General features: G+C 66.2%; 11 protein-coding genes. 5 read left to right on the top strand and 6 right to left on the bottom strand.

The window, feature by feature from the left end; genetic code table 11:
• Positions 1–175: 175 nt before the first annotated feature.
• Positions 176–1,969: an ABC-F family ATP-binding cassette domain-containing protein gene (locus ACWEO2_RS13545; RefSeq protein WP_452405568.1), complete on the bottom strand. Its 1,794-nt coding sequence runs from the start codon at positions 1,967–1,969 to the stop codon at positions 176–178.
• A gap of 329 nt (positions 1,970–2,298) precedes the next feature.
• On the opposite strand from ACWEO2_RS13545, the gene ACWEO2_RS13540 reads away from it, so the two are divergent.
• A complete protein-coding gene (locus tag ACWEO2_RS13540; protein ID WP_452405567.1) occupies positions 2,299–3,147 on the top strand; it encodes an LLM class flavin-dependent oxidoreductase in 849 nt (282 codons plus the stop codon).
• 91 nt (positions 3,148–3,238) lie between these two features.
• Here ACWEO2_RS13540 and ACWEO2_RS13535 read toward each other — a convergent pair whose 3' ends face one another.
• Positions 3,239–4,174 carry a 4-(cytidine 5'-diphospho)-2-C-methyl-D-erythritol kinase gene (locus ACWEO2_RS13535; RefSeq protein ID WP_355177111.1) on the bottom strand — a complete coding sequence of 312 codons (936 nt, stop codon included), beginning with the start codon at positions 4,172–4,174 and terminating at the stop codon, positions 3,239–3,241.
• A gap of 76 nt (positions 4,175–4,250) precedes the next feature.
• On the bottom strand, positions 4,251–5,024 hold the full coding sequence (locus tag ACWEO2_RS13530; protein ID WP_452405566.1) for an SDR family oxidoreductase: 774 nt from the start codon (positions 5,022–5,024) through the stop codon (positions 4,251–4,253).
• A gap of 72 nt (positions 5,025–5,096) precedes the next feature.
• Between ACWEO2_RS13530 and ACWEO2_RS13525 the strand changes: the two genes are divergently transcribed.
• From ACWEO2_RS13525 to ACWEO2_RS13515, 3 genes are all read left to right on the top strand, one after another.
• Entirely contained in the window at positions 5,097–5,702 is a 606-nt protein-coding gene (locus tag ACWEO2_RS13525; RefSeq protein ID WP_452405565.1) for a TetR/AcrR family transcriptional regulator, read from the top strand.
• Between the two features lie 226 nt (positions 5,703–5,928).
• Positions 5,929–6,135 (top strand): heavy-metal-associated domain-containing protein, encoded by a 207-nt coding sequence (locus ACWEO2_RS13520; RefSeq protein WP_452405564.1) that lies wholly within the window; start codon positions 5,929–5,931, stop codon positions 6,133–6,135.
• Positions 6,135–7,031, top strand: a complete 897-nt coding sequence (locus ACWEO2_RS13515) for a hypothetical protein (RefSeq protein ID WP_452405563.1) — start codon at positions 6,135–6,137, stop codon at positions 7,029–7,031. Before ACWEO2_RS13520 ends, ACWEO2_RS13515 begins: the two co-directional genes overlap by 1 nt.
• Before the next feature lie 306 nt (positions 7,032–7,337).
• Here ACWEO2_RS13515 and rsmA read toward each other — a convergent pair whose 3' ends face one another.
• The 3 genes from rsmA to ACWEO2_RS13500 all read right to left on the bottom strand — a co-directional run bounded on the left by rsmA (position 7,338) and on the right by ACWEO2_RS13500 (position 10,482).
• Positions 7,338–8,219, bottom strand: coding sequence for a 16S rRNA (adenine(1518)-N(6)/adenine(1519)-N(6))-dimethyltransferase RsmA (rsmA, locus tag ACWEO2_RS13510; protein ID WP_452405562.1), 882 nt, complete (start codon positions 8,217–8,219; stop codon positions 7,338–7,340).
• A 34-nt stretch (positions 8,220–8,253) separates the two neighbouring features.
• Positions 8,254–9,381, bottom strand: a complete 1,128-nt coding sequence (locus ACWEO2_RS13505) for a transglycosylase family protein (RefSeq protein ID WP_452405561.1) — start codon at positions 9,379–9,381, stop codon at positions 8,254–8,256.
• Positions 9,382–9,645: 264 nt separating this feature from the next.
• Positions 9,646–10,482 (bottom strand): TatD family hydrolase, encoded by an 837-nt coding sequence (locus ACWEO2_RS13500; protein ID WP_354959774.1) that lies wholly within the window; start codon positions 10,480–10,482, stop codon positions 9,646–9,648.
• A gap of 181 nt (positions 10,483–10,663) precedes the next feature.
• Between ACWEO2_RS13500 and metG the strand changes: the two genes are divergently transcribed.
• Positions 10,664–12,223 (top strand): methionine--tRNA ligase, encoded by a 1,560-nt coding sequence (gene metG, locus ACWEO2_RS13495; RefSeq protein ID WP_452405560.1) that lies wholly within the window; start codon positions 10,664–10,666, stop codon positions 12,221–12,223.
• Positions 12,224–12,250: the final 27 nt, after the last annotated feature.

The following is a 12,250-nucleotide window of genomic DNA, read 5'->3' as shown; positions in this document are numbered from 1 at the left end:
GTAGCCGAATGGTGGTCGCGCCGTATTCCACCACCTAATGACTACGTTCGGCGAGCAGTCGGAGTGGGTAGCGCAGCAATCTATCTGGACGGGGCACTAGCCTCTTTCGGCTAAAGGGCAGCCCCGGCCGAGGGCGGGCGCCGTCAGCCGGGGCTGGGGCGCCTTCGCCTAGAGGTCAGGCGCCATCGGCCAATTCGAGCCAGCGCTCTTCGGCGGTTTCCTTTTCGGCCAGTACCTGTTTCAGCTCGGTGCCCAGGGTGATGAGTTTCTCCGGGTCGGTGGCGGCGTCGGCCAAGGCGGTGTGCAGGCGCTGCTCGCGTTCGGTGAGCTTATCGATGGCGCGTTCCAGTTTGGCCAGTTCCTTGCGGGCGGCGCGGTAGGCGGCGGAATCGGTGGCGGGGGTTTCGGCGGGCTTGGTGTCGGTGCCGGAACGTGTTGCGGCCGAGTTCGATACGGCACGCTTTTTCAGGTATTCATCGATGCCACCGGGCAGGTTCGTGAGTTTGCCGTCGCCGAACAGTGCCCAGGTCGAGTCGCAGATGCGCTCGATCAGGTAGCGGTCGTGGCTGATCACGACCAGCGTGCCCGCCCAGTTGTCGAGCAGGTCCTCGAGCTGTTGCAGGGTATCGATATCCAGGTCATTGGTCGGCTCGTCGAGCAGCAGCACATTCGGCTCGGCCATCAGGATGCGGGTCAGTTGCAGCCTGCGCCGTTCACCGCCGGATAGGTCGCCGACCGGGGTGCGCTGACGGGCAGGAGTGAAGCCGAGCCGCTCGGCCAGCTGCCCCGCGGAGATCTCCTTGTCGCCCAGCATGATTCGCTGCGCCACCTGCTGCACGGCCTCCAGTACCCGCAGGTCGGTCGGCAGATCGTCGAGTTCCTGACGCAGCCAGCCGATCTGGACCGTCTGCCCCTGAATGCGTTTGCCCGCAGCGGGTTCGATCGCACCGGCCAAGGTGCGCAGCAGGGTCGTCTTGCCGGAGCCGTTCACCCCGACCAGGCCGACCCGCTCCCCCGGCGCAAGGCGCCAGGTCAAGTCGCGCACCAACTCTCGGCCGTCCGGTGTGGTGAGAGTGGTGTCCTCGAGTTCGATGACGACGCGGCCCAGGCGCTTTCGCGCGAACGCGGCCAGCGAGACGCTATCGCGCGGCGGCGGCACATCAGCGATCAGCGCCTCGGCCGCCTCCACCCGATAGCGCGGCTTGGAGGTGCGCGCCTTCGCACCGCGCCGCAGCCAGGCCAGCTCTTTGCGCGCCAGGTTCGCGCGCCTGGCCTCGGTGGCGTCGGCCTGCCTGGCCCGCTCGGCGCGCGCGAAAATCCAGTCGCCGTAACCACCCTCATAGCTCTCCACCTTGCCGCCGACAACCTCCCAGGTATCGGTGGCGACGGTGTCGAGGAACCAGCGATCGTGGGTCACGACCACCAGCGCGCTGCGGCGGTTGAGCAGATGTTCGGCGAGCCACTGCACGCCCTCGACATCGAGGTGGTTGGTCGGCTCGTCGAGGACGAGCAGATCGAGTTCGCGCACCAGCGCGGCGGCCAGCGCGACGCGGCGGCGCTCGCCACCGGACAGATTGTCGACCGATGTGTCCAGGCCGAGACCGTCGATTCCGATACCCGCCAGCACCGAACGGATGCGCGGGTTCGAGGCCCATTCGTGTTCGGCCATATCGTCGGTCATCGCATCATCGGCGAGTCCGGCCAGCACGACAGCTCCGACGGTCGCGCCGGGCGGCAGCACACCGCGCTGGGTAACCACCGCCATCCGCAGCCCGCCGACCCGGCTCACCCGGCCGCTGTCGGGCGGTTCGAGACCGGTCAGCACCTCCAACAGGGTGGTCTTACCGCCGCCGTTGAGGCCGACGACGCCGATCCGCTCGCCCGCGTGGATACCGAGCGATACGTTGTCCAGGAGCGGTTTGATACCGAAACTCTTGGAGACCTGCTCGAGGTTGATCAGGTTGGACATGGATCCCGCTAGCCCGCCTCTCCGCGCAATTTTCCCGTCGAGAGAGCCTACTCACCTTCCCGCACGGCCCGACGGTCGCGGTCCGGACCCCGGTTTTGGGCATCCCCGACGAGTTACCCATGTCCTCGCGAAATCTGTGGTCGCATAGCCAAATCCGCAATTACTTGCGCAACGAACAGCGTTCGTTTACAGTAGCTTCAGCGAACAGCGTTCGTTACGAACAACGTTAGCGGCGGCGCTTCCGAAGCACAGCCGCAGAATGGGAGCCCCACCTCGCGTCGAGGTGCCAGGGGCGGCACGGATCAAATACGCCTTACTGGAGGTTTCTCATGCACATCGGTCTCGGTCTGCCCATTTCCGATCCCGCCGCTCTGCTCGATTGGGCCCGCCGCGCCGATGCGGGCCCGTTCTCCACCCTCGGCCTGCTCGATCGGCTCGTGTACGACAATCCCGAACCGCTGATCGCGCTCGGCATGATCGCGGGCGCCACCAACCGCATCAAGGTGCAGACCGAGGTGCTCATCGCACCGCTGCGCGAGCCGACGCTGCTCGCCAAACAGGCCGCAACCCTCGACCGCATGTCCGGTGGCCGCTTCGTGCTCGGCCTGGGTGTCGGCGGTCGCGCGGACGATCACATTGCCTCCGGCACCGACCTGCGTACTCGCGGTCGCCGCCTGGACGAACAGATGGCGATCATGCGCCGCCTCTGGTCCGGTCAGCCGCACGGTGCCGACTGCGGACCGGTCGGCCCCGCGCCGCTGCGTCCCGAAGGCCCCGAAATCCTTTTCGGCGGCTTCCAGCCCGCCGCCATCGATCGCGTCGGACGCTGGGGCGGTGGATTTCTCGCCGCCGCCGCACCGTCCTGGGCCGGTGATCTCTTCGATGCCGCCCGTCGCTCATGGAAGGAATACGGCCGCAACGGCGAGCCGCGCATCGTCGCCCAGGTCAATGTCGCACTCGGCGCACCCGACCTGATCGAAGACGCCCGCACCTCGATGGGCAACTACTACGAATTCAGCGGTCGCGCCGATTACATGCTCGCGGGCATGCTCACCACTCCCGACGAGATCCGCACGGCCATCGGCCAATTCGAAGATCTCGGCGCTGACGAGGTCATGCTCTACTGCTACGGCCGCGACGCCGACCAGGTCGACCGCCTCGCCGACGTCATCGCATAACCCCGCGCCAGGCCCAACCAGGCGTGCACTTTTCCAGCTGAGTCCGGCGATCGCAGGATTCAGCTGCAAGTGTTCGCTTCTTTCACAAAAGTCAGCGCTTTCCGGGCGTGTCACTGCTGATGACTCGGGCACCGGGCACCGGTCCGCTGGCCGTGCGCACGCTGCGGCACACACCCGCACCGGCGAGTTCGGCCGCGACCGCAACCGCGCCATCCTCGCTGTCACACAGGAACGCGCAGGTCGGACCGGAACCGGAGACCAATCCGGCAAGCGCACCCGCGCCGACGCCAGCGCGCAATGTTCGACGCAGCTCCGGCTTCAGCGATAGGGCCGCCGCCTGCAGGTCGTTACCCAGCAGGGGCGCAAGCTGTTTCGGGTCACCGGAGGCCAGCGCCTGCATCAGCGCCTGCGGCTCGCCGATCCGGGGCGGGGTGCCGTTCTCGCGTAGTCGGTCGAGTTCGGCGAAGACGGCGGGCGTGGACAGCCCGCCCTTGGCCAGCGCGAGCACCCAGTGAAAAGTATTGCGGGACAATACCGGAAGCAGCCGTTCACCACGGCCGGTGCCGAGCGCGGTGCCGCCGTGCAGCGCGAACGGCACATCGCTGCCGAGTTCGGCGGCGACCGCGAACAATTCGTCGCGAGTCATCCCGACGTCCCACAGCTCGTTCAGGCCGACGAGCGCGGCGGCGGCGTCCGCGCTGCCGCCCGCCATACCACCGGCGACCGGAATGCCCTTATTGATGGCGATTTCCACCAGTGGCGCGCGTCCGGCCAGATGCGCGACGCGCACGGCGGCCTTCCAGACCAGATTGGTGCGATCGGTCGGCACATCGGCGGCGCCTTCGCCGCTGACCCGGACCGACAGCGCGGCGGCGGGCGCGAGCTCCAGATCATCGCTGAGCGATAGCGCTTGGAACACCGTGGTCAGATCGTGATAGCCGTCCGCGCGCACGTCACCGACGCCGAGATGCAGATTCACCTTCGACGGGGCGCGCACGATGACGGGACTTGGCACTACCGACAACACGGTGCTCAAGCCTATCGGGTGGGTCCGACAGGTGCTCAGCTAGAGATGAGACATTCACCGGCCATGTGTCGGACGGTTACAACAGGGCCCCGCCGGTGGCATCGATCCACTGTCCGGTGATCCAGCGCGAATCGTCGGAGGCGAGAAAGGCCGTGATATCGGCGACGTCGCCGGGCTGACCGACCCGGTTCAACGGCGACCACCCGGCGACCAATGCCTCGGTCTCGTCATTGCGCAGCCAGCTCGCGTTCATATCGGTATCGATCACGCCGGGCCCGACGGCATTCACGGTGATGCCACGCGCGCCGAGTTCCTTCGCCAGCGTTTGGGTGAACGTGTCGATGGCGCCCTTGGTCATGGTGTAGGCGATCAGCTGCGGCATTCTCGCCCCGTGCGTGAGGCCGGTGGAGATATTGATGATGCGTCCGCCGCTGCGCAGTCGCTCCAGCCCCAGCCTGGTAACGAAGAACGGCGCCTTCGCATTGACGGCGAAGAGCCGGTCGAAGGCTGTCTCATCGGTACCGCCGATCGGTTCGCGGATGCCGTCGATGCCCGCGTTATTGACGATGATGTCCACACCGTCGGCATGTGCGTCGAATGCGGACCACAGTGCCGCGGCATCGCCGGGCACGCCGAGTTCGGCCCGGATCGCGAAGGCCGAACCGCCCGCCGCCTCGATGGCGGCGACGGTCTCCTTCGCCGCCTGCTCATTGCCGTTGTAGTGCACGGCGACGCGCGCACCCTCTTGCCCCAGCCGTTGCGCAATCGCCCGGCCGATACCGCGACTGCCACCGGTTATCAGTGCCGTCTTGCCGTCGAGCCGACCGGTTCGCAGCTGTGCACCCATCATGAGCCCTTTCTCTAGCGATCACTACAGAACGGACGTTAGCACATTATCTAGCGACCGCTATAGAATGGCCGGGTGAGTGCACCGACCAGGGGACGCCCCCGCTCGTTCGACCGGGATGCCGCGCTGGAAAAGGCGCTGCGACTGTTCTGGGCGCGCGGCTACGAGGCGACTTCGATCGGCGATCTGACCGCGGCGATGGGCATCGGAGCACCGAGCCTGTACGCCGCATTCGGCGATAAGGCGACGCTGTTCAACGAGGTGGTGCAGGTCTTCGGCACCCGCTACGGCGGATTCATCCCGCGCGCCCTCGCCGAGGAGCCGACGGCCGAGGCGGCGGTGCGCCGCATGCTGCGCGAGGCGGCGACGGAGTACACCCGGCCCGATTGCCCGCACGGCTGCCTGGTGATGAGCGCGGGACTCAACACCACCAGCACCGAAATCGCCGAGATGCTGCGCACGATTCGCAATCGGAATGTGGCGGGCTTCGCGGCGCACATTCAGGCGGATATCGATGCGGGCCTGCTGCCGCCCGAGACCGATGCGACCACGCTCGCGCGTTATGTGGGCACGGTCATGCAGGGCATGTCACAGGCATCCCGAGACGGTGCGAGTCCCGCACAGCTGGAGCAGGTCGCCGAAATGGCCATGCACGGTTGGCCTTCCACCGTTCGCGCGTGAACACGTCACCAACATAAGGAACGAGATCTGCCGTCGAGCTCGTCAGCATCCGAGTCACGGGGTTATTCCGAAAACAGCTGGACGATGGGAACTATCCGAACTTCCGGAACGACCAATCGATGGCAGGGCAATCAACACTTGCGCCCAATACCCTCGGGGGGTATGTTTCATTTGCGTCGGGGATACCCCCGCACCGTATGATCGAATGCGAGCGAAGGAGTCGGACATGGCCACCAGCACCTACACCGTCACGGGGATGACCTGCGGACACTGCGTCAACTCGGTCAAGACGGAGATCGGCAAGATCGATGGCGTGACCAGCGTGGATGTCGACCTCGCCACCGGCGCCGTCCGGGTGGACAGCGCCGCACCGCTCGCCGCCGCCGATATTGCCGCCGCCGTGGACGAGGCGGGGTACGAGGTCGCCGTCTGATGCAGGACCGGCTGAGGTTCGCCGCGGTCGGTGGCGGACTGGTCGCGTTGTTCGGTGTCGCACTCGGAATCGGCGCCCTGGTGGGCGAGCCGACCGGGTCGGCACCGGACCACGGCGCGATGGCACACACCGAACAGGACACCGGGCTGTCGGATTCACGATCCGGCTACACCCTGGCCGACCTGACCGCACCCGCGGAGCCGAATCGAGCCGGGGCCCTGCGTTTTCGGATCACCGGACCGGACGCGACGCCGGTCACCCGATTCACCACACAGCACGATAAGAAGCTGCACCTGATCGTTGTCCGGTCGGACGCCACCGGATACCGGCATGTGCATCCGACCATGGACGACACGGGCACCTGGTCCATCGATTGGACCTGGGCGGCGCCCGGCGCCTATCGCGTCTTCGCCGATTTCGTCCCGGAACAAGGTCCGGGCGATCTGGTTCTGAGCCGCACCTTCACCGTCGCGGGAGCGGCTACGACACAACCGCTTCCACCCGAATCGCGGTCGGCCACGGTGGACGGCTACCAGGTGCGCATGACCGGCGAGCTGAGCACCACGGGCAGCGAACTGCGTTTCACCGTGACGCACGACGGCGCGCCGGTGACCGATCTCGAACCCTACCTCGGTGCGTACGCACATCTGGTCGCATTGCGCGCCAACGACCTCGCCTACCTGCACGTCCACCCGCAAGGCGAAATCGGCCGCACGCCAGCCGGTCCGGAGGTCACCTTCCACGCACAGGCCCCGAGCGCGGGCCAATATCGGCTGTATCTAGACTTCTCCCACGGCGGCGTCGTGCACACCGCGGAATTCACCGTGCGCGTCGAATCATCCACAGCGCCATCCACATCCAGCGGTGCACACCATCCGGATGGCGGTCACCCATGACCGCAGCCGCCGACCGGCCTCGATCGAGCCGACAATCGGTGCGTTGACCTGCGCAATCTGCGCGGCACATGCGGTGCGGCGGCTTGGCTGAATTCGATAGGTCACGGCGGCTACCACATTCACCCCAGCGAAGACAAAAGTTCGTTATCCACAATCCGTTTCGACAGGGCAGCTGATTGTGCAGCTGGCGGCGTTGGTCGCACCGAACGCCCTCCCGTCACACCAGCAACAGAAACCGACCAGTCCGCCCATTACGATTCGGCCCGAACGTCGTCCGATCAACCGAACGCACTGCCCATGACGGAATTACGCCTGGGCGGCGAGGCGGACGAAGGCTGCGGTGTCGAGGGTTTCGCCGCGGGCGGTCGGGGAGATTCCGGCGGCCAGTAGACGGCGTTCGGCCTCGGCGGGGGAGCCTGCCCAGGTGCCGAGTGCGGCGCGCAGGGTTTTGCGGCGTTGGGCGAAGGCGGCGTCGATGACCTCGAAGACGCGACGGCGGTGCACTTCATCCATCGGCCATGGCGGTTCGGCGTAGCGCTGGATGCGGACCAGACCGGATTCGACGCGCGGCACCGGCCAGAAGACCTGGGTGCCGACCGCGCCCGCGCGGCGCACGGTGCCGAAGAAGCCCGCCTTGACGCTGGGAACGCCATAGATGCGGCCGCCCGGCTCGGCGGCCAGGCGATCGGCCACCTCCGCCTGCACCATCACCAATGAGGTTGTGATGCTGGGCAATTCGGCCAGCAGATGCAGCAGCACCGGCACTGCCACGTTATAGGGCAGGTTCGCGACCAGCGCGGACGGCGATACCGGCAGGTCCCGCGCGCGCACCCGCAGCGCATCGGCCTCGACGACGCTCAGCTGCCCGGCCAGTTCCGGCGCACGGTCCGCGACGGTCACCGGAAGATGCCGCGCGAGAACCGGATCGATCTCCACCGCGACGACCGAATCCACCACATCGAGCAGCGCCAATGTCAGCGAGCCGAGCCCGGGCCCGACCTCGAGCACCGCATCCCCGCGCCCGACCCCCGCGGCCGCGACAATGCGCCGCACCGTATTGGCATCGTGCACGAAGTTCTGCCCGAGCTGCTTGGTCGGGCGCACGCCCAGCCGTTCGGCCAGTGCCCGCACCTCGGCGGGGCCGAGTAGCGCAGCGCTTCCACGAGCGGAAATATCGGGTTCGGACACGTCCGACAACGTATCAACCCGTTGTGAGTGGGACTCAGCCGATGCCGAGGCGGCTGGTGCAGGCGGGCCAGGCGCCCCAGCCCTGGCCGGCGCGGGTGATTTCGGCGATGGCGATCTGCTCTTCGCGGGTGGCAAGGTCGGCGCGGGGCGCGTATTTCAGTCCGCCCTGGCGCTCCCAGGTGCTCTGGTCGAATTGGATGCCGCCGAAGTAGCCGTTGCCGGTATTGATGGCCCAGTTACCGGTGGATTCGCAGCGGGCCAGCGCATCCCAGATCACACCGTCGCGCACGGGCGGCACCTCGGTGCCGGGCTTGGCGCCCTTGCGAACGGTCTTGGGCTGTGCGGTCACCGTGACAGTGGCGGAGACCGGCTGTCTGCTCACCTCTTCGCCGTTGACCATGGTGACGGCGAAGGTGACGTCCTGCACCCCGGGTGCGCCGAGACTCTCCACCACCGACCGGCTCATATTCATGGTCGTATCCTCGATCACATTCTCCGGCGGATCCAGCGGCATCGTCTCGACCTTGTTCTCGATGCGCTTGCGGGTCACCACGATGCGCAGCCCATCGGTGAGCGGGGTGGTCGGCGCGGGCTCGACACTGTCCTGCTGGATCAGCGGAATGCCCGCGACGGCAAGGAAATCACCGACGGTCGGCGCGGCCAGCCGGACGTCGACGTAATTGCCGATGCCGTCGAGCAGCGATACCGAGCGTGGGCTGGCGATCTGCAATGCCGCGCCCTCCAGCGGCAGCCGCTCGGTGCGGGCCGGGGAGACGTAAACCTCGCGGGGCAGATGCAGCTGATCGACCACATCGCCCGCGGTCAGGCCGGTGGACCACACCTTCTCGACCTTGCCGTCCAGCGTCAGCGCGACCTCACGGGCCCGGTTGAAGGTAATGGTGGCGCCATCGGTAATCGTCGCGGCCAGCGCGGGCCGGACCAGGTCGCGGTCGCCCACATCGAACCCCGCGGCCTTCAACACTCCGCCGACATTGGGCGACATGGTGGTCTGCGTCATCTGTTCGCCATCCACGACAACCGTGACCGTCTTGCGGTTCACGATCGCCATCGCGGCACCGACGATCAGTGTCACCAGCAGCGCCGCAACCGCCGCGTACAGCAGCGGCGAGCGGGACTGGTTGATCCTCGTGAATGGAGACATGGTCACAGCACGATAACGAAGGGGTCAGGGGTCGACAACCGCAGACTTATGAGCGGCGGGTTTCAATATCACAAATCAATATCGACACCGCAGGTAAATCACAAAACGTGCCGAGTCAAGTGACCTAGAACACACACGCCCATCCAGCCCCCTTACACATTGACGGAGGCTGCGAATGTCGGCGTCCGAACAAGATCGCGAAAACGGCTTCTCGCGCGCTGCCACCAGAACTCACGTTCGATCTTGAACAGAAATGCAATCGATTCAGATGCCGTAAATGCGGCGGGCGTTCGCGGTGGTTATTTTCGCGAGCTCCACCGGGTCCTGTTCCCGCAATTCCGCGAGGGCGCGCGCGGTGTACGGCAGGCAATACGGTTCATTGGGCGCACCGCGGAACGGATGCGGAGTCAGATACGGCGCATCGGTCTCCACCAGAATCTGGTTATCGGGCACCACCTTGGCGGCCTCACGCAATTCGTGGGCGTTCTTGAAACTCACCGTCCCGGAGAAGCTGAGGATGTAGCCCTCGGCCACGCACGACATCGCCATATTGGCGTCAGAGGAAAAGCAATGGAAGATCACGGTTTCCGGCGCGCCCTCGTCCAGCAGCACCGTCAGCAGATCGTGATCGGCCTCGCGGTTGTGGATCATCAGCGGTTTGCGCAGGCGCTTGGCCAGGTCGATATGCCAGCGGAAGCCCTCGACCTGATCCTCGATATCGGCGCAGCCCTCGAGCTTGCCCGGCCAGTAGTAATCGAGTCCGGTCTCCCCGATCGCGACGACGCGCGGATCGGCGGCCAAACGCTCCAGCTCGGCCTTGGTCGCGTCATCGAGCGCATTCGCCCGCGTCGGATGCAGGGCGACGGCGGCGAACACCCGGCGGTCCCAGTTCGCGGCCTGTACGGCCCACTGCGCGGCGGCCAGATCGTCGGCGACGGTGACCACCTGGCCGACACCGACCGCGGCCGCACGGTCCACGATCACGGCCGTCGACTCCGCATCGGTCGCCCCGCAGGCGTCCAGATGCGTATGCGCGTCCACCAGCGGCGCGAGCGGATCCGGCAATTCCGGCGCGGCTCGCTTGGCGCTGCGCTCGCTCATCGGCGGGCTCCGGTGCGGTAGTACACCGACGCTGGGCGGCGGTCATCGTCTCCGGGGATATTCACGTGAGCGTCGGAATTCACGCGCACTACAGTAGATGCACCATGAGCGAGCGTAGCGAGCGAATCAAAGACACGGGCGCCTCGCGCATGACGGAGCCGAGCGCCAGCGAGGTGCAGTCATGAGCGAAGCTGACCGCCCCGCCTTCTACATCACCACGGCCATCGCCTACCCGAACGGTGCGCCGCATATCGGGCATGCCTACGAGTACATCTCGTCCGACGCCCTCGCCCGCTTCAAGCGGCTCGACGGATATGACGTCTTCTTCATGACCGGCACCGATGAGCACGGGCAGAAGATGCAGCAGACCGCGGTCGCGGAGGGCGTGCCGGTGGAGGAGCTCGCCACGCGCAACTCCGATGTGTTCGAGGCGATGGACAAGAGGCTCGATGTCTCCTTCGACCGCTTCATCCGCACCACCGATGACGATCACCAGGTGGCCAGCGTCGCGATCTGGGAGCGGATGCTCGCCAACGGCGATATCTACCTGGACAACTATTCGGGTTGGTATTCGGTGCGCGACGAGGCGTTCTACACCGAGGAAGAGACGACGCTGCTCGAGGACGGCACCCGGATCTCGACCGAGTCGAAGACGCCGGTCACCTGGACCGAGGAGTCGAACTACTTCTTCCGCCTGTCGAACTACCAGGACAAGCTGCTCGCACTCTACGACGAACATCCCGAATTCATTGCGCCCGCAACGGCTCGCAATGAGATGGTGAGTTATGTGAAGGCGGGTCTGAAGGACCTGTCCATCTCGCGTACCACCTTCGACTGGGGCGTGCCGGTGCCCGGCCATCCCGATCATGTGATGTACGTATGGGTGGATGCGCTCACCAACTACATCACCGGCGTCGGCTTCCCGGATACCGAATCGGCTGCGTTCCAGCAGTTCTGGCCCGCGGACGTGCACATCATCGGCAAGGACATCACCCGGTTCCACACCGTGTACTGGCCCGCATTCCTGATGTCGGCCGGGATCGAGTTGCCGAAACGCGTTTTCGTGCACGGGTTCCTGTACAACAAGGGCGAGAAGATGTCCAAGTCGGTCGGCAATGTGGTCGACCCGCTCGCGCTGGTCGACGAATACGGCGTCGACGCGCTGCGCTTCTTCCTGCTGCGCGAGATCTCCTACGGTCAGGACGGCAGCTACAGCCACGAGGCGATCGTCGGCCGGATCAATACCGATCTGGCCAATGAATTCGGAAATCTGGTGCAGCGCAGCCTGAAGCTGGTCGCACGCGACTGTGGCGGCGTGGTGCCGACGCCGGGCGAATTCACCGATGCCGACCGCGCACTGCTCGACCGCGCGAACGAGCTGTTGGCGCGCTGCCGCACCGAATTCGACAGCCAGCAGATGCATCTGGCGCTGGAGGCGATCTGGCTGACCCTCGGCGAGGCGAACAAGTACTTCTCCGCCGAGGCTCCGTGGGCACTGGCCAAGACCGGCACCGAGGAATCGCTGGCCCGCGAGGCCACGGTGCTGTACGTGACCATCGAGCTGCTGCGCATCGTGGCCATCCTGGTTCAGCCGGTCATGCCCGAATCCGCGGGCAAGATCCTCGATCTGCTCGCCACGCCGAAGCGGACGTTCGCCGATATCGCAACGCCGCTGGTCCCCGGCACCCCGCTGCCGGAGCCGGTGGCGGTCTACCCGCGCTACGTCGAGCCGAAGAAGTAGCCCCGCCCGAGCACGACAGAGCCCCCG

Source organism: Nocardia sp. NPDC004278 (assembly GCF_053602975.1).
The sequence above is the reverse complement of the archived record's forward strand: the minus strand, read 5'-3'. Positions and strand labels throughout refer to the sequence as shown.